Annotated in this window: 25 protein-coding genes; 19 read left to right on the top strand and 6 right to left on the bottom strand. The window is 40.6% G+C overall.

Annotated features, from left to right (window positions below):
- Positions 1-13: 13 nt before the first annotated feature.
- The 15 genes from rplE (at position 14) to rplQ (ending at position 7,828) form a co-directional block, all read left to right on the top strand.
- Complete coding sequence (gene rplE / locus ACOB80_RS16490) at positions 14-553, top strand: 50S ribosomal protein L5 (protein ID WP_473166949.1); 540 nt, start codon at positions 14-16, stop codon at positions 551-553.
- A gap of 11 nt (positions 554-564) precedes the next feature.
- Complete coding sequence (rpsN, locus tag ACOB80_RS16485) at positions 565-870, top strand: 30S ribosomal protein S14 (RefSeq protein ID WP_473166948.1); 306 nt, start codon at positions 565-567, stop codon at positions 868-870.
- A gap of 19 nt (positions 871-889) precedes the next feature.
- Positions 890-1,279, top strand: a complete 390-nt coding sequence (gene rpsH / locus ACOB80_RS16480; RefSeq protein WP_473166947.1) for a 30S ribosomal protein S8 — start codon at positions 890-892, stop codon at positions 1,277-1,279.
- A 10-nt stretch (positions 1,280-1,289) separates the two neighbouring features.
- On the top strand, positions 1,290-1,823 hold the full coding sequence (rplF, locus tag ACOB80_RS16475; RefSeq protein ID WP_473166946.1) for a 50S ribosomal protein L6: 534 nt from the start codon (positions 1,290-1,292) through the stop codon (positions 1,821-1,823).
- 9 nt (positions 1,824-1,832) lie between these two features.
- Positions 1,833-2,186, top strand: coding sequence for a 50S ribosomal protein L18 (gene rplR, locus ACOB80_RS16470; protein WP_473166945.1), 354 nt, complete (start codon positions 1,833-1,835; stop codon positions 2,184-2,186).
- A 9-nt stretch (positions 2,187-2,195) separates the two neighbouring features.
- Positions 2,196-2,699, top strand: a complete 504-nt coding sequence (rpsE, locus tag ACOB80_RS16465; RefSeq protein ID WP_473166944.1) for a 30S ribosomal protein S5 — start codon at positions 2,196-2,198, stop codon at positions 2,697-2,699.
- A gap of 6 nt (positions 2,700-2,705) precedes the next feature.
- On the top strand, positions 2,706-2,885 hold the full coding sequence (gene rpmD / locus ACOB80_RS16460; protein ID WP_473166943.1) for a 50S ribosomal protein L30: 180 nt from the start codon (positions 2,706-2,708) through the stop codon (positions 2,883-2,885).
- A 2-nt stretch (positions 2,886-2,887) separates the two neighbouring features.
- On the top strand, positions 2,888-3,322 hold the full coding sequence (gene rplO, locus ACOB80_RS16455) for a 50S ribosomal protein L15 (protein WP_473166942.1): 435 nt from the start codon (positions 2,888-2,890) through the stop codon (positions 3,320-3,322).
- 8 nt (positions 3,323-3,330) lie between these two features.
- Positions 3,331-4,656 carry a preprotein translocase subunit SecY gene (gene secY, locus ACOB80_RS16450; RefSeq protein ID WP_473166941.1) on the top strand — a complete coding sequence of 442 codons (1,326 nt, stop codon included), beginning with the start codon at positions 3,331-3,333 and terminating at the stop codon, positions 4,654-4,656.
- A 38-nt stretch (positions 4,657-4,694) separates the two neighbouring features.
- Positions 4,695-4,811, top strand: coding sequence for a 50S ribosomal protein L36 (gene rpmJ / locus ACOB80_RS16445; protein ID WP_074496180.1), 117 nt, complete (start codon positions 4,695-4,697; stop codon positions 4,809-4,811).
- 150 nt (positions 4,812-4,961) lie between these two features.
- Positions 4,962-5,318 (top strand): 30S ribosomal protein S13, encoded by a 357-nt coding sequence (gene rpsM / locus ACOB80_RS16440; RefSeq protein WP_115998826.1) that lies wholly within the window; start codon positions 4,962-4,964, stop codon positions 5,316-5,318.
- A 15-nt stretch (positions 5,319-5,333) separates the two neighbouring features.
- On the top strand, positions 5,334-5,723 hold the full coding sequence (gene rpsK, locus ACOB80_RS16435; RefSeq protein ID WP_074496178.1) for a 30S ribosomal protein S11: 390 nt from the start codon (positions 5,334-5,336) through the stop codon (positions 5,721-5,723).
- 21 nt (positions 5,724-5,744) lie between these two features.
- Positions 5,745-6,365, top strand: a complete 621-nt coding sequence (gene rpsD, locus ACOB80_RS16430) for a 30S ribosomal protein S4 (protein ID WP_473166940.1) — start codon at positions 5,745-5,747, stop codon at positions 6,363-6,365.
- A gap of 24 nt (positions 6,366-6,389) precedes the next feature.
- Positions 6,390-7,379, top strand: coding sequence for a DNA-directed RNA polymerase subunit alpha (locus ACOB80_RS16425; RefSeq protein WP_473166939.1), 990 nt, complete (start codon positions 6,390-6,392; stop codon positions 7,377-7,379).
- A gap of 41 nt (positions 7,380-7,420) precedes the next feature.
- Positions 7,421-7,828: a 50S ribosomal protein L17 gene (gene rplQ / locus ACOB80_RS16420; RefSeq protein WP_473166938.1), complete on the top strand. Its 408-nt coding sequence runs from the start codon at positions 7,421-7,423 to the stop codon at positions 7,826-7,828.
- Between the two features lie 67 nt (positions 7,829-7,895).
- Here rplQ and ACOB80_RS16415 read toward each other — a convergent pair whose 3' ends face one another.
- Complete coding sequence (locus tag ACOB80_RS16415) at positions 7,896-10,235, bottom strand: response regulator (protein ID WP_473166937.1); 2,340 nt, start codon at positions 10,233-10,235, stop codon at positions 7,896-7,898.
- The gene (locus ACOB80_RS16410) at positions 10,232-11,248 is read right to left on the bottom strand and encodes a cytochrome-c peroxidase (RefSeq protein WP_473166936.1); all 1,017 of its coding nucleotides are present in this window, start codon (positions 11,246-11,248) and stop codon (positions 10,232-10,234) included. Before ACOB80_RS16410 ends, ACOB80_RS16415 begins: the two co-directional genes overlap by 4 nt.
- Before the next feature lie 119 nt (positions 11,249-11,367).
- Between ACOB80_RS16410 and ACOB80_RS16405 the strand changes: the two genes are divergently transcribed.
- Positions 11,368-12,267, top strand: coding sequence for a phosphoribulokinase (locus ACOB80_RS16405; protein WP_473166935.1), 900 nt, complete (start codon positions 11,368-11,370; stop codon positions 12,265-12,267).
- A gap of 52 nt (positions 12,268-12,319) precedes the next feature.
- Here ACOB80_RS16405 and ACOB80_RS16400 read toward each other — a convergent pair whose 3' ends face one another.
- Positions 12,320-12,727 (bottom strand): OsmC family protein, encoded by a 408-nt coding sequence (locus ACOB80_RS16400; protein ID WP_473166934.1) that lies wholly within the window; start codon positions 12,725-12,727, stop codon positions 12,320-12,322.
- A 49-nt stretch (positions 12,728-12,776) separates the two neighbouring features.
- Positions 12,777-13,130: a DUF3802 family protein gene (locus ACOB80_RS16395; protein WP_473166933.1), complete on the bottom strand. Its 354-nt coding sequence runs from the start codon at positions 13,128-13,130 to the stop codon at positions 12,777-12,779.
- Between the two features lie 456 nt (positions 13,131-13,586).
- Between ACOB80_RS16395 and ACOB80_RS16390 the strand changes: the two genes are divergently transcribed.
- Positions 13,587-16,565, top strand: coding sequence for a TonB-dependent receptor (locus ACOB80_RS16390; protein ID WP_473166932.1), 2,979 nt, complete (start codon positions 13,587-13,589; stop codon positions 16,563-16,565).
- Between the two features lie 390 nt (positions 16,566-16,955).
- On the opposite strand, the gene hslO is transcribed toward ACOB80_RS16390, so the two are convergent.
- Both hslO and hslR read right to left on the bottom strand, forming a co-directional pair.
- Complete coding sequence (gene hslO / locus ACOB80_RS16385; RefSeq protein ID WP_473166931.1) at positions 16,956-17,813, bottom strand: Hsp33 family molecular chaperone HslO; 858 nt, start codon at positions 17,811-17,813, stop codon at positions 16,956-16,958.
- Between the two features lie 4 nt (positions 17,814-17,817).
- Positions 17,818-18,225 (bottom strand): ribosome-associated heat shock protein Hsp15, encoded by a 408-nt coding sequence (gene hslR / locus ACOB80_RS16380; protein WP_473166982.1) that lies wholly within the window; start codon positions 18,223-18,225, stop codon positions 17,818-17,820.
- A 175-nt stretch (positions 18,226-18,400) separates the two neighbouring features.
- Here hslR and gspC point away from each other — a divergent pair, with 175 nt between their 5' ends.
- Both gspC and gspD read left to right on the top strand, forming a co-directional pair.
- Positions 18,401-19,339 (top strand): type II secretion system protein GspC, encoded by a 939-nt coding sequence (gspC, locus tag ACOB80_RS16375; protein WP_473166930.1) that lies wholly within the window; start codon positions 18,401-18,403, stop codon positions 19,337-19,339.
- A 19-nt stretch (positions 19,340-19,358) separates the two neighbouring features.
- Positions 19,359-21,437 carry a type II secretion system secretin GspD gene (gene gspD / locus ACOB80_RS16370; protein WP_473166929.1) on the top strand — a complete coding sequence of 693 codons (2,079 nt, stop codon included), beginning with the start codon at positions 19,359-19,361 and terminating at the stop codon, positions 21,435-21,437.
- The last annotated feature ends 22 nt before the right edge of the window (positions 21,438-21,459 follow it).

Below are 21,459 nucleotides of genomic sequence, written 5' to 3'. Positions count from 1 at the left end.
ATTGGAGTAAACGATGGCGAAACTGCATGATTTTTATAAAGATACAGTTGTAGCTGAACTTCAAAAGAAGTTTGGTTATAAAAGTGTCATGCAAGTCCCTCGGATTGAAAAGATCACCCTTAACATGGGTGTTGGTGAAGCTATTTCCGATAAAAAGGTTTTAGAAGCAGCCACAAATGATCTTACTGCAATCTCAGGTCAAAAGCCTTTAATCACGAAAGCACGCAAATCAGTTGCTGGCTTCAAAATTCGTGAAGGCTACCCTATTGGTGCAAAAGTAACTCTACGCGGCGAGCGTATGTGGGAATTTTTAGAGCGTTTAATCTCTATCTCAGTTCCACGTATTCGCGATTTCCGTGGCTTGAACCCTAAGTCGTTCGATGGCCGTGGTAATTACAGCATGGGCGTGAAAGAGCAAATCATCTTCCCAGAAATCGATTATGATAAAATCGATAAGATTCGTGGTATGGATATTACTATCACTACTACGGCTCAATCTAATGAAGAAGGTCATGCTTTGCTTACTGCCTTTAACTTTCCGTTCAAGAAATAAGGTGTAGAGTTATGGCTAAAGCATCAATGAAAGCTCGTGAAGCAAAACGCACTAAACTAGTTGCAAAGTATGCTGAAAAGCGTGCTGCACTAAAAGCAATCATCTCTGACGTAAATTCTTCTGAAGAAGATCGTTGGGATGCGGTATTAAAACTTCAAACTTTACCTCGTGATTCGAGTTCTTCACGTCAACGTAATCGTTGTAACGTGACAGGTCGCCCACATGGTTACTTACGTAAGTTCGGCTTGAGCCGTATTATGTTACGTGAGCACATGATGCGTGGTGAAGTTCCTGGTCTTAAGAAAGCTAGTTGGTAATTCACGGGAGTAAATGGTTATGATGACTGATCCTATCGCGGACATGTTTACACGCATCCGCAACGGTCAATCTGCAGCGAAAACTGCAGTAGAAATGCCATCTTCTAAGTTAAAAGTTGCAATTGCTAACTTGCTTAAAGAAGAAGGTTTTATTTCAGATTTTTCAGTAGAAGCAGGTGCTAAGCCAGTTCTTACTGTTGAGTTGAAATATTTTGAAGGTAAAGAAGTAATCGAGACAATCAAACGTGTTTCACGTCCAGGTCTTCGTGTATACAAGGGCGCTCAAGAGCTTCCTAAAGTATTAGCGGGCATGGGTATTGCTATTGTTTCTACTTCTAAAGGTTTGATGGCTGATCGCGAAGCTCGTAAAGCGGGTTTAGGCGGCGAAATCATCGGTATCGTAGCGTAAGGAGCGTATTATGTCTCGTGTTGCAAAAGCACCTGTCGAAGTACCTGCTGGCGTTACTGTTACGTTATCAGGCCAAGACATCACAGTTAAAGGTCCAGTTGGCGAGCTAACTGCAACTATTAACGGTCTAGTTAAAGTTTCTCAAGAAGAGAACAACATCAAGACTGAAGTTGCTGAAGAAAGCAAAGCTGCTTGGATGCAAGCCGGTACTGCTCGCGCAAACATCAACAACATGATTGTTGGCGTAAGCAAAGGTTTTGAGAAAAAGTTAATTCTTAACGGTGTTGGTTACCGTGCAAAAGCCGCTGGTAAGAGCTTAAACCTTTCTTTAGGTTTCTCTCATCCAGTAGACCACGCAATTCCTGAAGGAATTACGTGTGAAACTCCTAGCCAAACTGAAGTTGTACTTAAAGGTGCAAACAAGCAGTTGGTTGGTCAAGTTGCTGCGAACATTCGCGCTTACCGTAAGCCTGAGCCATACAAAGGTAAAGGTATTCGTTACAGCGATGAATATGTACGCCGTAAAGAAGCTAAGAAGAAGTAGGGTAATACGATGGATAAGAAAACATCTCGTTTACGCCGTGCAAAGCGTGCACGTGCAAAAATCAGCGAGTTGGGTGCGAATCGTTTAGTTGTATTCCGTACTCCTCGTCACATTTACGCGCAACTTATCGCTCCAACTGGTTCTGAAGTTATCGCTACTGCGTCAACTTTAGACAAAGAAGTTAAAGCACAAGTTGAAAAAACAGGTAACATTGCTGCAGCAGAAGCTGTAGGTAAAGCAATCGCTGAGCGCGCTAAAGCTAAAGGCATTGAGTCTGTAGCATTTGACCGTTCAGGTTTCCGTTACCACGGTCGCGTGAAAGCGTTAGCTGAAGCAGCTCGTGAAGCTGGCCTTCAGTTCTAGGAGTTGATGATGGCTAATGTAGAAAACACACAACAAAGTGATTTAGCTGAAAAGTTAATCGCAGTTAACCGCGTATCTAAAGTGGTTAAAGGTGGTCGTATTTTCAGTTTCACAGCACTAACTGTAGTTGGTGATGGTAATGGCCGCGTTGGCTTTGGTTACGGTAAGGCACGTGAAGTTCCTGCTGCTATCCAAAAGGCAATGGAAAAGGCTCGTCGTAACTTAGTAACTGTTGACTTGAAGGGTACTACTCTTCAACACCCTATCAAGGGTCGTCACTCAGGTTCTAAAGTTTACATGCAACCTGCTTCTGAAGGTACAGGTATCATCGCCGGTGGTGCGATGCGTGCAGTACTTGAAGTTGCTGGCGTTCAGAACGTATTGTCAAAGGCATACGGTTCTACTAACCCAATCAACGTTGTACGTGCAACTGTATCAGCTCTAGCGAACATGAAGTCGCCTGCAGCTGTAGCAGCTAAGCGTGGCAAGAGCGTTGAAGAGATCTTGGGGTAATTTACCATGGCTAAAACAGTTAAAGTAACTCAAGTTAAAAGTTCAATCGGTCGTTTACCTAAGCACCGTGCGACATTAAAAGGTCTTGGTTTACGTAAAATCAACCACACTGTAGAGTTAGAAGATACTCCATCAGTACGTGGTATGATTAACCAAGTTCATTACATGATTAAGGTGGAGGATTAATAATGCATTTAAATACTTTATCTCCTGCACCAGGCGCTAAGAAAGCCAAGAAACGCGTAGGTCGTGGTATTGGTTCTGGCTTAGGCAAAACTGCTGGTCGCGGTCACAAAGGTCAGAAGTCACGTTCTGGCGGTGGTGTTCGTCCAGGTTTCGAAGGTGGTCAAATGCCTTTGAAACAGCGTTTACCTAAGTTTGGTTTTACGTCTCGTAAGTCATTAGTACACGCTGAAGTTCGTTTACACGAATTAAACAACGTTGAAGGTGATGTAGTAGACATCCATGCGCTTAAAAACGCTGGCCTTATCACGCGTAACATCGAAACAGTTAAGATCATGCTTTCTGGCGAGATCACTAAGCCTGTTACAGTTCGTGGTATTGGCGTTACTAAAGGTGCTCGTGCAGCTATTGAAGCTGCTGGCGGCAAGATTGAGGAATAATACAGGTTATGGCTACACCAGGAATGGATAACAAAGGCGCAGGCGGTTTGTCTGAGCTAAAACAAAGATTATGGTTCGTTTTCTTAGCACTTATCGTGTTTAGATTAGGTTCATTTGTGCCAATCCCTGGTATTGATGCTGCTGTATTAGCTCAATTGTTTGAACAACAAAAAGGCACCATCGTTGAAATGTTCAACATGTTCTCTGGTGGTGCTCTTGAGCGTGCTTCTGTATTGGCATTAGGAATAATGCCATACATTTCAGCTTCGATTATTATGCAGTTATTGACGGTTATTAACCCGACAATGGCTGAGCTTAAGAAAGAAGGTGAAGCTGGTCGTCGTAAGATTAGCCAGTACACACGCTACGGTACTTTGGTTCTTGCAACCTTACAGTCTATCGCTATTGCTAAAAGCCTACCGGGTATGATGCCTGGTTTGGTAATGAACGCAGGCTTTGGATTTTACTTTACCGCTGTTGTTTCTTTGGTTACTGGTACCATGTTCTTAATGTGGTTAGGTGAGCAAATTACAGAGCGTGGCATTGGTAATGGTATTTCTATCCTTATCTTTGCTGGTATTGTTGCAGGTATGCCTTCAGCCGTTGGTCAAACAGCTGAGATGGCGCGTCAAGGTGAAATTAACGTATTAGTGCTATTGCTTATCGCAGTAGTTGTGTTCGCAGTTACTTACTTCGTAGTTTTCGTAGAGCGTGGTCAACGTCGTATCGTTGTAAACTATGCTAAGCGTCAACAAGGTCGTAAAGTGTTCGCAGCTCAAAGCACTCACTTACCGTTGAAAGTGAATATGGCGGGTGTTATCCCACCAATTTTCGCTTCAAGTATCTTGCTATTCCCTGGTTCTATTGCGAGCTGGTTTGGTCAAGGTGACGGTACAGTAGCTGATGTATTGCAGGAATTGTCTATTGCAATTTCTCCTGGTCAGCCTCTATACGTTATGTTACTAGCGGCGGCGATAATCTTTTTCTGCTTCTTCTACACGGCGTTGGTATTCAACCCGCGTGAAACTGCAGATAACCTTAAAAAATCTGGAGCGTTTATTCCTGGGATTCGTCCTGGTGAGCAAACCTCAAAATACATTGATAAAGTAATGACGCGTTTAACCTTAACGGGTGCGTTATACATTACTTTTATCTGTTTGGTTCCTGAGTTTATGATGATCGCCTGGGACGTTCAGTTCTATTTCGGTGGTACTTCACTACTGATTATTGTGGTAGTTATCATGGACTTTATGGCTCAAGTACAAACTCATTTGATGTCTCATCAATATGACAGCGTGCTTAAGAAAGCAAACTTGAAAGGCTACGGCCGCTAGTTTGCATCAACTCTCTAATTAGAGAAGCGGAGTATAAAATGAAAGTTCGTGCATCCGTAAAGAAGATTTGCCGTAACTGCAAAGTAGTTAAACGCGCAGGTGTGGTTCGTGTGATTTGTAAAACCGATCCAAAGCACAAGCAACGTCAAGGTTAATTTTTAATCTTACAACGCTAATCTTTTAGAAGTGGCATTATGTAGATATTTCTGTATAATGCCGCTTCGCTTTGCAAAAAAGAGTCAGGTTGAGTATCCTAACGGGCTTTTCAACCTGTGGTTTTTAATTTTAATATAGGAGATGTGTTAGTGGCCCGTATCGCTGGCATTAACATCCCTGATCGTAAGCATGCAGTAATTGCCCTTACTGCGATTTACGGTATCGGTTTAACTCGCTCAAAAGCAATTTTGGCGGCAACTGGTATCGCTGAATCTACTAAGATCAGTGAATTAGACGAAGCTCAAATCGATTTGCTTCGTGCAGAAGTGGATAAGTACACTGTTGAAGGTGACTTACGCCGTGAAGTATCAATGAACATCAAGCGTTTGATGGACCTAGGCTGTTTCCGTGGTATTCGCCACCGTCGTAGTCTTCCTCTACGTGGTCAGCGCACTAAGACTAATGCGCGTACCCGTAAAGGTCCTCGTAAACCTATTAAGAAGTAACGAGGGGATTATACTATGGCTAAAACTCCAGTTCGTTCACGCAAACGTGTGAAAAAACAAGTTGCTGATGGCATGGCTCATATCCATGCTTCTTTCAACAACACAATCGTAACTCTTACTGACCGTCAAGGTAATGCATTATCTTGGGCGACTGCTGGTGGTTCTGGTTTCCGTGGTTCACGTAAATCTACACCATTTGCTGCTCAGGTAGCTGCAGATCGCGCTGGTAAAGCTGCGCAAGAGTTTGGTTTGAAGAATATTGAAGTGTTCGTTAAAGGTCCAGGTCCAGGTCGTGAATCTGCAATCCGTGCCTTAAATGCTGCTGGTTTTAAAATCACCAACATTACTGACGTTACACCTATTCCTCATAATGGTTGTCGTCCTCCTAAGAAACGTCGCGTTTAATAGGATAGTTGGAGAAAGAAAATGGCAAGATATTTAGGTCCTAAGCTAAAACTTAGCCGTCGTGAAGGTACCGACTTATTCCTTAAGTCTGGTGTTCGCGCGATCGATACTAAATGTAAATTCGAAATGATCCCAGGTCAGCACGGCGCGCGTCGCGGTCGTTTATCTGACTATGGTGTTCAGCTTCGTGAGAAGCAAAAAGTACGTCGTATCTACGGTGTATTAGAGAAGCAATTCCGTAACTACTACAAAGAAGCTGCGCGTCTAAAAGGCAACACAGGTGAAAACTTGTTACAACTTTTAGAAAAACGTTTAGACAACGTTGTATACCGCATGGGCTTTGCTAGCACACGTGCTGAAGCACGTCAGTTAGTTAGCCACAAAGCTATTTTAGTTAACGGTAAAGTTGTAAATATTCCATCTTTCACTGTTAAGGCTGAAGACGTTGTGTCTATTCGCGAGAAGTCTAAGACTCAAGCACGTATTATCGCTGCTTTAGAATTAGCTGAACAACGCGAAAAGCCAGTATGGATTGAAGTAGATAACAAGAAAATGGAAGGCGTATTTAAGCGTATTCCTGATCGTTCAGACTTATCTGCTGAAATTAATGAACAGTTGATAGTAGAACTTTACTCTAAGTAAAGCTGAACTTTAAGAGAGGACATAATGCAGGGTTCTGTAACCGAATTTCTAAGACCACGAATGGTAGACATTGATACTGTGAGCGCTACCCGTTCTAAAGTTACTTTAGAACCACTTGAGCGTGGTTTTGGTCACACTTTAGGTAATGCCTTACGCCGAATTTTATTATCTTCAATGCCAGGTAGTGCTGTAACTGAAGTTGAAATTGACGGTGTATTACATGAGTACAGTAGTAAAGAAGGTGTTCAAGAAGACATCATCGAAATACTGTTAAACCTTAAAGGACTAGCGATAGGTTTAGAAGGCAAAACTGAAGCAGTTCTTACCTTGACTAAATCAGGTGAAGGCCCTGTTACGGCAGCTGATATTCAACATGACGGTGATGTGCAAATTGCAAATCCAGAGCATGTGATCTGTCACTTAACCGGTGACGGTTCAATCAGCATGCGCATCAAAGTTGAATCAGGACGTGGTTATGTTCCTGCATCAGCTCGTCGCGAAGCCGAAGATGAAGATCGTGCAATTGGGCGTTTATTAGTAGACGCTTCTTTCAGCCCGGTAGTTCGTATTGCTTATGATGTTGACTCTGCGCGTGTTGAACAACGCACAGACTTAGACAAGTTAATCATCGACATGGAAACTAACGGTACGTTAGATCCAGAAGAAGCAATCCGCCGCGCTTCTACTATTTTAGCGGAGCAGTTAGATGCTTTCGTTGAGTTACGTGATGTAACAGAAGTAGAACCGAAAGAAGAGAAGCCTCTATTCGATCCAATTTTACTTCGTCCAGTTGATGACCTCGAGCTTACTGTTCGTTCTGCGAACTGCTTAAAAGCAGAAGCGATTCAATACATTGGTGATTTAGTACAGCGTGCAGAAGTAGAACTTCTTAAAACCCCTAATTTGGGTAAGAAGTCTCTTACTGAAATCAAAGACGTGTTAGCGTCTCGTGGCTTATCTCTAGGTATGCGCCTAGAAAACTGGCCACCTGAAAGCATCGCTGATAACGACTAAGTCGGTCATCATTTTTAATAGTTGAGAATAAGGATTAACTTATGCGTCATCGTAAAAGCGGTCGCCAGTTAAACCGTAATAGCAGTCATCGCCAGGCGATGTTCCGCAATATGGCAAGTTCTTTAGTTAAGCACGGTGTTATTAAGACTACTGTTGCTAAAGCAAAAGAATTACGTCGCGTTGTTGAGCCACTAATTACATTGGCCAAAACCGACAGTGTAGCAAATCGTCGTTTAGCGTTTGCTCGTACACGCAACCAAGAAGTTGTAGGTTTATTATTTAACGAACTTGGTCCTCGTTACCAAGAACGTCCAGGTGGTTACACTCGCATTCTTAAATGCGGTTACCGTACTGGTGATAAAGCGCCTATGGCTTACGTTGAGCTTGTAGATCGTCCAGCAGTTGAAGAAATTGTTGAAGAGACAGAAGAAGCAAGTGCTGAAGCGTAATCACTTTCTTTAGAAAGTATAAAAAAGCGGAACTTATGTTCCGCTTTTTTTTTGACTAATTTCATACTTAGTTTTTTAATGCTTCACTTAATGCTGACTTCATTTGGTCTTGGACATAAGGTTTTGACAAGTGACAGTTCATGCCTATTTCACTATATAGTGCTGTCTCATCTTCAGTTACATTCGCCGTCAGGGCGATAATTGGTAATTCATCTTTAGTAAAGTGCTCTCTCAATATTTTGGTTGCTTGAACGCCATCTAAGACTGGCATTTGAATATCCATTAGAACAACATCAAATTTAGTCTTTTTAATTTTATCTATTGCTATCTGGCCGTTCTCAGCTACCTCTACGTCGTAGCCAAAGTTATGTACAATGTTTGTTGCAATGGTTTGATTGATGCGATTGTCCTCAACAAGTAGGACTTTTTTCTTTTTGCCTATATTCTTATCATTACCTGATACGGTTTTATCATCGCTTGTCTCTTCTATGTGTTTTTCGCCTTTTTCATTATTTAGGTCGTTAACTTTGTTTGCTTCTTCCTCTTCACTTAATTCCTCGAGAAAAATAGCGTTTTGCAGCCGTTTCCGTGTTAAAGGCTTGGATAGAAATTGCAAAGGCATAGCGATAGTATTTAGTTGTTGTTGTAAAAAAACAGTATCGTAGGCACTAAAAACGATAACACTCTTAATGAGCTGTTTGCTGTCTATTAGCTCTAGTAGAGGAATACAGGTAGTTTTCTCAAGCTTATAGTCAATTAGCGCAACATCAAAAGATTGTGTTTTTAGCAGTAGTGACGATTCTATAATGTTACTTGCATGAGTGACGGATAAATTCATTTCAGAAAGCAAACGACATACAATAGTTGCGGTAATGTCATTATCTTCAACAAATAATATATTCTTGCGGGTAGGTGCCTTACTACTTAGACTACTCTTAATCGAGCTATCAATTGCGTAGGGGAGCAATACGGTAAATTCACTACCCTCGCCGATAGTACTTGTTACAGAAAGTGTGCCTCCCATCATTTCTGTTAAATGTTTAGAGATACTTAAACCTAAACCCGTACCACCGAATTTTCGAGTGATTGAATCATCTGCTTGGCTAAATCGGCTAAATAGCTTTTCAATATGTTCTGGTGAAATGCCAATGCCAGTATCTTTAACGGAATACTTTACAAACGAACTCTCGCTTTGTTGTTCAACGTCAACAGAAAGTATTACATATCCACCTTCTGTAAATTTTACGGCATTGGAGAGTAGGTTCATCAGGATTTGGCTGACTCTGACAGGATCACCAACTAAAAACTGTGGAAGGTTTGGCGATATATCAAAAATCAACTCTAATTGTTTATCCCTAGCCAACTGGCTTACTAAAGCATCTAGGTTCTCAACTAGATTCTCATGATCAAAAGAAATTTTCTCGATGTTTAATTTTCCGGACTCAATTTTAGAAAAGTCCAGTATGTCATTTATGATTGTTAGTAGAGAGTTTGCTGAGAAATAGAGTTTATCCAGGTAGTCTCTTTGGCTTCGAGTAAGCTTAGTCGCTAAACAAAGTTCAGCTAGTCCAATTATGCCTGTCATTGGGGTCCTAATCTCATGGGACATATTGGCCAAAAAAGTAGTCTTTATATCTGCGGCCTTTCTATATCTTTTTGATTCAAGTTCGATTTGATTTTTCTGTCTCACGAGAATAATGATCAGCAACACCAATAGAGCGCCTACTGAGCATGCTGTATATAGAACAAATTTCTGTTGACTGGTAACAAGCTCTAATGCTTTATCATGATATGAATGCGCAAGTGTGTCTAATAAGGTCGAATTTTGAATTTGTCGATTAAGCGTTTGTATATTTGGACTGGCTTCTCTAAGAAAATTAATATGCTGTTCGACTATAGACCAATCGTAGCTATTTTCCTTCGCTAAAGTTTCTTTGGAAAAAGGTGAAACTACTTTTGAATTGCTGTGTACGCCCGGGTCCGCGATTAAACGGACAATAAATGAGAGAAACTCGACACTTTGGCTATCTAATGCTCCTTCGTTTAATAACTTACTGCTTGATATCAGCTTTCGCGACGTATTTGCCATAGTTACTAACTGCATATAGTGTCCAGTTAGTTGTAAGTATGTTGCTATCTCAGAATATAGCGCTAAGTTATGCTCCAAATGACTGGAGGTTTCTTCTATTTGTTGATGAAGTTGCGCATAAGAGTCGTAATGTAAAAGGCTGATTGTGTTACTGCGCATTATTTCATTACTGTATCTGGGTAAAAGTTTTTCTAATGTTTGTAAATGATGCAAGTCTTCAGAAACAACTTCTTTATGTCTTTGTTCGTTAATCGCTTGAATCCCTAGCATAACGAAAAAGACAATTGCCGTTAATTCCGGTAATAATTTATACCTCATTGCGCCGCCACCTCATTTAACGGTGCTGAAAAACTTTTAAACAATGCAACAAGTTCGGCAATATCCTGATCACTAACTTCTCTACCTAATTGTTTTTCTGCCATTAGTGTTATTGCTTCTTCAATTGTTTCGATAGAACCGTCATGAAAGTACGGCGCGGTTTTTAAAATATTTCTTAAACTAGGAACTTTGAAAACATTTTTATCGAGAGGGTTTTTAGTTACTTCAAACCGACCTAGATCCTGCTTTAAACTTGCTGGTAGTTCCTGCAATCTACCTAGCTTTTGATACAGGTTGCCTCCAATATTTACACCTTGATGACAAGTAATGCAGCCAAAACTCTCAAACTTTTTGAGACCCCTAATTTGTTTCGGACTAAGTGCGGCTTTATTACCTAATAAGTATTGGTCGATTGGGCTATTCGGGGTGATCAAAGACTCTTCATAAGTAGTAATAGCTTTAACAATTTGGTTAGCCTCAATGACATCAATGCCTAAGCCGGAAAAAGCTTGCTTAAATAGTTTGTCGTTTGTGAGTTTTTCGATGACTTGAGGCCAATTCGTTGCCATTTCTACTGGGTTGTGAATAGGTCCTTCAATCTGTTCTTCTAGCGTCGCGGAGCGACCATCCCAAAACTGTCGAAAGTTAAATACAGCATTTAATACGGTAGGCGAATTTCTTGTACCTAGATTGTTAGCCACACCAGTAGACAGCGAAAACCCGTCATCGCCACCGAAATCTACCATGTGACATGATGCGCAAGAGACACTATTATCTTTTGATAGTAATGGGCTATGAAAAAGTGCTTTGCCTAATCGGACCCACCTTAGGTCAATATGTTGCAGTTTTGGAATGGGTTGTATGGGGTGTTCAACGTGTTCAAATTGATAACGGGTTTCTTCCGGAATAGTGCTTTGAAGTACTTGATTATCGGTAAGTATAAAGTACAGCCACAGAATCAAAACTCCAGACCCAAGTAACAAACTAACTGTTAAATAATAGTGCTTGCTCACGTTAGCCTCCATGCGCACTTTTATACAGTATAGCCCATTATATTGTATTAGGTTTACCCTTGACCTAGGACTTCTTTACTCGTATAAAATAAAGCCCCTATCGCTATAGTGAATTAAAAATGTCATCAAGAAATCCGATTATTGCTGTAACTGGCTCTTCGGGCGCCGGTACCTCTACTACGTCGGCGGCTTTTGAGCATATATTTAGAAGCCTAGGTATTTCTTCGGCAAAAGTAGAGGGAGACAGCTTTCATCGCTTTTCTAGACAAGAGATGGATTTAGAAAAGAGAAAAGCGAAAGAAGATGGGAGAAGCATTAGTTATTTTGGCGATCAAGCGAATGACTTTGATGCCCTAGAAAAGCTTTTTAAAGATTATGCCGAAACAGGACGCGGTAAAATGCGTCGTTATCTTCACACATTCGATGAGGCAGTTCCCTATAATCAAATGCCGGGTACATTCACGCCATGGGAAGAATTAGGTGAGGGAACAGATCTGCTGTTTTACGAAGGGCTTCATGGTGGTGTTGTCACTGAAAAAAATGACGTGGCTCAGCATGTAGACTTGTTAATTGGCATGGTACCGATTGTAAATTTGGAGTGGATCCAAAAAATTATTAGAGATACAAACCAGCGAGGGCACAGCAGAGAAGCTGTTACCGCTAGTATCGTTCGTAGTATGGAAGATTATATTTCCTTCATTACTCCTCAGTTTTCTCGCACACACGTTAACTTCCAACGGGTACCAACGGTAGATACATCTAACCCTTTTAGTGCGAAAGCGATTCCATCTTTAGATGAAAGCTTCGTTGTTATTCGATTTAGAGAAGCGTCACAAGTCGATTTTCCTTATTACTTGTCGATGATTGATGGCGCGTTCATGTCTCGTGTTAATACATTAGTTGTTCCTGGTGGAAAAATGGGATTAGCAATGGAGTTAATCTTAACGCCTTTGATTCAAGAGTTGATGAATAAAAAGAATGAAGCGAATAAACAGCTAGATTGGATGAGTGATCTATAAAGGATTAAAACTACGCGCACTTTAAGCTCCATACAAAAAGTGCGCTGTTAAACTAAGCTATCTCTTCTATAACAAAGTCGTGGGTGATGTTGACTGCTTTGTTTAACATTAACGCCACTGAACAATATTTATCTGCAGATAAGGCAACAGCTCTTTCAACATGTTTCTCTTTTACGTCCGTCCCTTTGATCACAAAGCGTAGATGTATGTCTGAAAACAGTTTAGGTACAGAGTCAACTCGAGTCCCCGATAATTCGACATGACAAGATGCTATATTCTGTTTGGCTTTTTGTAGAATACTTACAACGTCTACAGACGAACAGCCTCCTAAAGATAAAAGAACGTTTTCAAGAGGGCTAGGAGCTAAGGCTCCACCATTTGCGTCCATTACAATAGTGTGGCCGCTTTCAGAAATGCCAGCGAACATTTCTTCGCCGATCCATTTTACGGTTGCTTTCATAAATCACCTGTATTTTTATATTTTTGGATAGCTTAGAGCTATATAAGATTTAGCTCAATACGCCAGAATGAATTTCGGTATCAAATAAGTTTTTTATAAGAAGTGCGAACTCTTTAAGAAATGTTTCCTGCTGGCTATCCACGGGGTTATTTATTACACCAGACAAGATTTCTTCTAAATCAGATACGATAGCGTCTACCTCTCTGATAATAGTATTTCTTTGATTGAAGCTAAGTTGGTCGTTCTGACTGCAAACTAATATAATTTGTTCACTTAATTCTTGCTCAATAAGTTCCATCACCGTCAAGCTGTCAGTAGCTGGCGTGCCAGATTGTTCAAATAGCGATAAGTGCTCTGTCAGATATTCAATTATATGAACATAACCTTCAGTATCAGTAACCATTTTAGCCGTTTCAATGTGGTTGGTGGATTTATCTTACTCTTGATGTATTTCTCCAATCAAGTGAAAACTTGTGCTAATTTTCCTTATAGTTGCCGTTAACGTAAACATTCAAATTTAAGTGCGGAAACGCAGGTGTATGATGAAATATTATTCACTTTATTTACAAATACACATAATTATATACGGAAGTGTAAATGGGGCGGATCGTACAAAAAACGATACAAAAGTATCAGAAAATTTTATCGTTTAGCAAAATTTTATTTTAAGTGCATGATTTTAAAGGTGTATATTTTGAGGTGTGAATTTGGTCACGTGGTAGGTTTTGATCAAAAAAACAGGTTGAAATAAATTTTAGTTCAGGCAGAATTAAAGTTAGTGTTACTATTTGTAACATTAATTAAAAGAAATGTATAAAAATAATAAAACTGTTATTTTTAGTCCAGAGAGATACACAATATGAGAAATATTAAAAAGTCACTTATTGCAGGTGCTGTTACTGCTGCTTTAGCATTAACTAGCGGTTCAGCTCTTGCAAGTAATAACGAAGGTGCATTAACAGGTACAGTTGTTAATGCTGCAAACCAACAAGTAATTGCTGGTGCAACTATCGTAATTAAAAACGCCAAAACTGGTTTCAAGAAAACGTTAACAACTGATGCAGAAGGTAACTACCGTCTAGGTAAACTTCCTGTAGGTGTTTACAGCATTACTGCTAGCTACGCTGGTTTTGATGAAGTAGATATCGCAACTGTTAATGTAGGTATCGGTGGTTCTCAAAACGTTAACATCGGTATGGTTTCAGAAGATAACACTGAAGTTATCGAAGTTCGTGGTTCTGCAATTGCAACAGTAGATGTTACTTCTTCTGAGTCTGCTCTTAACATCAGCGCTGTTGAACTTGAGCGTATTCCTGTTCCTCGTAGCGTAACATCTGTTGCTTTATTAGCACCAGGTACAACTCGTGGTGATAACCGTTTCGGTGAAGCTGCTTCATTTGGTGGTGCATCAGTAGCTGAGAACCAAATGTACATTAACGGTTTGAACGTAACTAACTTCCGTAACGGTCTTGGTTTCTCAAACGTTCCTTACGAGTTCTACGACCAATTCCAAGTTAAAACTGGTGGTTACTCTGCAGAATTCGGTCGTTCAACTGGTGGTGTTATCAATGCGGTAACTAAATCAGGTACTAACGATTTCGAATTTGGTGCAAGCGTTTTCTGGCAACCAGAAGATCTTCGTGAAAACTCTCCATCAACTCGTGACAACACGGGTAACTGGTTAACATACCGCGATAACGACTCAAGAAGTTCACTAGAAGCTAACTTATGGGCTTCAGGTGCTATCATCGAAGATACATTATTCTACTATGTAATCTACAACCCGAAAGATATCCAAACTGACAGCGACAGAACTAAGTCTGACGGTGATTTAACAGAACAATCACGTGATGACGCTTTCTGGGGTGCTAAAATCGACTGGAATATCACAGAAGATCACCGTTTAGAATTCTTAGCGTTCTCTGATGACAACACGCGTACAACTGACGTATACCGTGGTAACGGCGATGGCAACAACACTTACTGGGCAACAGCTTGGGATGAAGAAGGTGGTGATAACTGGTCTGTTAAGTACACTGGTTACATTACAGACGATCTATCAATCTCAATGTTATACGGTGAGAACAAGTACAACCGTTCTTCAGACTCTACAAGTTCACAAGACTGTCAGTTAGTTCTTGATATTCGTGATTCTTACCCTGGCGACGCTGTTGGTGATGTTCCAATCAACGGTTACAGCATTGGTTGTTCAACAACTTCTGATTACTTCGTTGATAAAGGCGACGACACTCGTGAAGCGTTCCGTGTTGACGTAGAGTGGACTATCCATGACGACCACGTTTTACGTTTTGGTATGGATAACGAGACAAACACTTCTATCAGTGAGCAACGTTACACTGGTCCTAACGGTGCATACTGGTTAATTTACCCAGGTTCATGGTACGGCTTTGATGATCAAGACGTAATTCGTGACCGTGTAAGAACTGTATCAGGTGCATTCGAAACTGAAGCAGGTGCTTTCTACATTGAAGATACTTGGACAATTTCTGATAACCTAACAGCTACTATCGGTTTACGTAACGAAACGTTTGATAACAAAAACGGTGAAGGCGTAACATTCGCTAAAATCGATGACATGTGGGCACCTCGTTTAGGCCTATCATGGGATGTTAACGGCGACGGTGAATCTAAAGTATTCGCTAACTACGGTCGTTACTTCTTACCTGTAGCAAGTAACACTAATATCCGTTTAGCGGGTAACGAATCAGATAACCGTGAGTGGTACATCTTAGAAGACCTAGTAGCTACTGACTACAATGGTTCTACAGTTTACACTCCTGTACTTGGCGAAAACTGGCGTTCACAACCAATTGCTGACGGTTCTGTTCCAGATACTCGTTCAGTAGTTGATTCTGACTTAGACGCGATGTTCCAAGACGAATTCATCGTTGGTTACCAAGCTATGTTAAACGACGACTGGTCTTGGGGTGTTAAATATACACACCGTAAGATGGATGGTGCTATCGATGATATGATTATCGACCACGCTATCGCAGACAAGTTCGGTTGTGACAAGTCTTCTTACCACCCACACCAATATGTACTAGGTAACCCTGGTGAGAGCATGCGTGTATGGACTGATACAGACTGTGACGAAGAGCTAGACGGTTGGGCAGAATTCACAGCTGACCAGTTAGTTTACGACAAAGCGACTCGTAAGTACCACGCTGTTGACTTAAACATTGCTAAGCAATGGGACGGTGTATGGTCAATCGACGCTACTTACACTTGGTCACACAGTTACGGTAACGCAGAAGGTATGGTTAAGTCTGACAACGGTCAAACTGATGCTGGTTTAACAACTGACTGGGATTTCCCTGAGTTAATGGACGGTGCTTACGGTAACCTTCCTAACGATCGTCGCCACATGTTCAAAGTATTCGGTACTTACGCGATTACTGAAGACTTAACAGCTGGTTTCAACTTCAACCTTGAGTCAGGTCGTCCTGTAAACGCTCTAGGTTTAGGTCACCCTAACACTGGTGAAGTTGACTACGGTAACACTTACTACCTAGCAACTTGTACAGACACTTCAAATCTTGAAACTTGTACTTACCAGAAGACTTCTCGTGGCTCTATGGGTCGTTTACCATGGCAAGCACGTTTAGACTTGAACTTAATGTACCGCACAGAAATGTTTGGTGCTGATGCAATGTTCAAAGTAGACGTATTTAACGTATTAGATGCTGATACTTACACTCGTGTTGATGAAACTGCAGAAGTTCAATTTGCTACAACTGACAGCGTAGATTACGGTCGTCCGTTAGCATACCAAACTCCTCGTTACGTGCAGTTTAGTGCTCGTTTCACTTTCTAAGATCTCTTAGAACTGACGTAATAGATAAAAAGCCTCTTTTATAGAGGCTTTTTTTTGTCTGCGATTTCTGTCCCGAAATAAGTTTATTTAATTTAAAAGCTATTTCATTCCTCCTCTAAAGCCGATCTAGAAAAAGAACGGCAATAGAAACTAGCTAAAAAAATCTGTTAATACTTGAAGACTAAGAGGGTGATGGAAAAGCTTTAACTTGGTTTACTACGCGTTAACTTAGGTGTTAGAACTGCTATGACAGTGAAACGAAAAAGCCCAGCGATATATCGCTGGGCTTTTATTGTGAAAATCTTATTTACTTAAGACTATTGAATTTAGTTAGGTTAACTAAAACTTCAAGGTAAACTTGTGACAACATATGTTGAGTCGGTAACATACCTAGTGTTTTTGTATAAGGCTTTGCAATGAACTTTCGTCAAATGCGTAGGTTGTTAGGCAATAGTCACAAGTAATACTAATTTGACCTTGTTCTTCTAAGATTTCTTGAATCTCCTTACTGCCTAACTGACTAATAGCAGTTAAACACTTTTCTTCTGAACAAGAACATTTATAGCTTACTTTTTGAGGTTCAAACAAACGTACCGTTTCTTCATGGTACAGGCGATATAAAATTGTCTGCACGTCTAACGTAAATACTTCTTCAGCTTTTAATGTATTGGTTAATTGACACAAGTGTTCATAATCTTCCAACTGCTGCTCTTTCTCACCGCTATCCGGTAATAACTGAATTAAAGCTCCACCAGCCTTATGATTATCAGTATCTGTGTATAGCCATATTCTCGTAGGAATCTGTTCTGATGTCTCAAAGTAGTGAGCAATACATTCCGCTAGTGTATCATGCTCGAGTTTTACTATGCCTTGATACGGCTCTCCTTTAGAAGGCCTAATGGTAATGATCATATTACCTTCACCTACAATTCCTTTAAGGCCCGTCTCTAAGCACCCGTCTTCAACCTTAGCAACACCTTTTAGGACTTGATCTTGGTTTGCATTAACGGCTAAATATTTAGCTGGGCCATCACCTTGTAATTGAACAGCTATTTCCCCTTCAATTTTTAATGTGGCAGTCAAAAGACTAGTGACAATGACTAGCTCACTTAATAGTTGTTCAACACCTGCTGGGTATTGGTGAGGTTCTACGATGCTAGCTATGGTGTCTGATAGCTGCACTAACTCGCCACGAGCATGTAAATCTTCGAATAAAAAGCGGTGAAGTTGATCTTCTAAAGGTTGCACCTTCTTATATCCTTTCTTTAAATTGACGTATTTGTCGACGTTGTTTTTTATCAGGTTTAGTATCGCTAGCAGGATTTAATAAAAAGCCTTGCTTACGCGCTAACGTATTTTTCTCGCGCCGTTCAATACTTTCTTGAGTTTCTTCGTACAAGGTTTGCGCAAAAGTCGCATCTCTTCGCTTATCGGCTAGTGCGATAACAATAACGTCTTTTTCGTCGAACCCTTGTCTTACTGAGATAGTATCTCCAATTGACACGGACTTTCCTGACTTGGTTCGTTGGTTATTATAAAATACTTTGCCACCATCGATCATCTGTTTTGCGATGGCTCGCGTTTTGTAAAATCTAGCCGCCCAAAGCCATTTATCTAACCTTGTTACATTTGATTGATTATCACTTTTACTTTGTTTCATCATTTTGTCACAATGGGTCTAGAGAATGCGCTAGAAGGTAGCATATTAATATATTTTAGGCTATCGTAGAGTGCTTTGTACGCAAAATGCGGACATTAGATATGTTAAATACTTGTTGCAAAGAGTATGCTCAAGTATAGTCCCCTAGAATTAATCGAAAATAAGTTGTTAATAAATGCCCATGTCTTCCTTTTTATCTGGCTTACAGGACAAAATTTATCAGATACCACAACCTAAGGTGGCTAAGGTTATTTGTTTTATCTGTGTGGTGTTTATAGCCTATCAGTTAGCTGTGCTAACTTGGTTGTTAGTACCGAACAGTAACCCTGTGAGTGCAGGGCCTGCTCAACAAAGAAATGCAACTAATACAGCTAATTCGAACTCATCCTCTGTTGATCTTAGCGAAATTCGTAAGTTAAATTTGTTTGGTGTTTTTACTCAAGCGCTTCCAGTCGAAGTAGTTGAGGTTAAAGATGCACCGGAAACCAAATTAAATCTTGTGCTAGTAGGTACTGTAGCTACTACTGATGAAACCGCTGCGGCAATTATCGCCTATAACGGTAAGCAAGAGACATACGGGGTAGGTGACAAAATAACTGGAACACGAGCCGTGTTAGAGTCAGTATCGACAGACAGAGTACTGATTAAGCAATCAGGCAGGCTAGAGACGTTAATGCTTGATGGCTTTAAATATACCAAAGCATCGAACGCTAGTAATAAGCGAGCTACACCATCTCCGCGTAAGGACATTCGTCAAATCGCAAAGAGTGAGCGAATTGATCAGCGCAATAATCAACGGTTAAGTGAATCTGCGCAAAGATTAAAACAAGAAATCAGCGAAAACCCTGGCAAAATTACCGACTATTTAAGTATTAGACCCGAACGAAGTAACGGCAATATTGTTGGTTATAAATTATCGCCTGGACGGAACCCTGAGTTTTTTAAATTGTCTGGATTAAAAGTAGGAGATGTTGCTGTTCAAATGAATGGGTTGGATTTGACTATTCCAACAGAAGCAGCACAAGCGATGCAGGCTCTAAAACAAGAACAAGAAATCTCACTGTTGGTAAACCGACAGGGAGCGTTAACAGAAATACTATTTAGTATTCGCTAAGAATAATAAGGAATTATCGATGCGCATTTTCTCATCCGCGCCATGGTTAAAGCAACTCGCAGTAGTAAGTGCTACAGTTTGTGCACTAAGTGGTGCTGTAATTGCTGCTGAGCCAACAAGAAATAATACTCAGTATTCCCCTAACTTTAAGGGTACAGAGTTGACTGAATTTATTAATATCGTTGGTAAGAACTTAAAAAAGACGATGATTGTCGACCCTAATGTTCGCGGCAAAATTAATATTCGAAGTTACGATGTTCTTGACGAGCAGCAGTATTATCAATTTTTCTTAAATGTGTTGGAAGTTTACGGCTTCGCTGCTGTTGAGATGGACAACAATATTGTAAAAATTATTAGAGATAAAGATGCTAAATCAGCGTCAATACCTTTGGTTGATAGTAATAGCCCAGGTATTGGCGATGAAATGGTTACTCGCGTTGTTGAAGTTAAAAATGTGACCGTTCGAGAGCTTACTCCACTGTTACGTCAGTTAGTGAAACAAGGTGGTGCAGGTACGGTCGTTCACTATGAACCAGCAAATGTCTTTATCATGACAGGTAGCGCGGCAACCGTTAACCGACTTGCAGAGATTATTAAACGCGTTGATAAAGCAGGTGACCAGTTTGAACAAATTATTCGTTTAAAACATGCCTCTGCAGCAGAGATGGTGAGAATTGTCGAAGCCCTTAACAAAACGTCTCAAGGTAAGGCCACCGCACCTAGCTTTTTAATTCCTAAAATCGTTGCTGATGAAAGAACAAACAGCGTGATTGTTAGTGGAGAATCTAAAGCACGTGAGCGTGTTGCTAAACTGATTTCTCGATTAGACAGTGAACTTGAGTCGAATGGTAATACACGCGTATTCTACCTTAAGTATTCTAAAGCTGAAGATTTAGTAGATGTATTAAAAGGTGTTAGTGAGTCCATCAAAGCTGAAGAAAGTGCTAGTAAAACGACTAATAGAAACAGCAAGTCACAACGAAACATCAGCATTGAAGCACATGAAGATACTAACACACTAGTAATCACAGCTCAGCCAGATATGCTGCGCTCGCTTGAAGCGGTTATTCGTCAGTTAGACGTGCGAAGAGCGCAAGTTCTGGTGGAAGCTATTATTGTTGAAGTTTTTGAATCTGATGGCGTTAATTTAGGTGTTCAGTGGTACCACGAAGAGGCAGGCTTTACCCAGTTTACTAATGGACCTGTGCCTATTAGCTCTGCGGCAGCTGCTGCAGAAGCGGCTCAGGGAGAAAAAGGTACCACTATTATCAAAGAGAATGGCGATACTATCGAAAACCCTGACACCAATGGTGACTACACTTTATTGGCGCAGTTATTAGGCACAGTAAACGGTATGATGACGGGTGTGATCCGTGACGATTGGGGCGCTATTGTTCAAGCGGTTTCTGCTGATACTAATTCTAATATTCTTTCAACGCCAAGTATTACCACGCTAGATAACGAAGAAGCGACATTCCTAGTGGGTCAGGAAGTACCTATTCTAACGGGGTCTACTACGGGAAATAATAACAGTAACCCATTCCAAACGGTTGAGCGTCAAGAAGTCGGTATTAAACTAAAAGTTACGCCACAAGTTAACGAAGGTAGTGGTGTCCAGTTAACGATTGAACAAGAAGTTTCATCGGTAAGTGGTGCTACGGGCGTTGATATTGCGATTAATAAAAGAGAAATTAAAACCTCCATCATGGCAGATAATGGCGCGACGGTTATCCTTGGTGGCTTAATGGATGAAGATGTTCAAGAAAGCATTCAAAAGGTTCCTCTGCTAGGCGATATTCCAATTCTAGGTCATTTGTTTAAGTCTACCAGCAATACCAAACGTAAGCGCAACCTGATGGTATTTTTAAAGCCTACGATCATTCGTGAAGGTCAATTAATGAATGAAATTAGTAAAGAAAAATACAATTTTATTCGTGCTGAAGAGCTGAAAAAGCGTGAAGAAGGCATTGAGCTAATGCGTGATGAAAAATTACCGCTTTTACCAACGTGGGACGATCAATTGACACTGCCGCCTTCTTTCGAAGAGTACATTGAAGAAGGTGCAAAGAAAGAAGAATCAAAAGATGGAAGTCAGTAGGTTATGGAAGATATAACGCCTA

It is taken from the genome of Thalassotalea coralli (assembly GCF_055786205.1).
The sequence above is the reverse complement of the archived record's forward strand: the minus strand, read 5'-3'. Positions and strand labels throughout refer to the sequence as shown.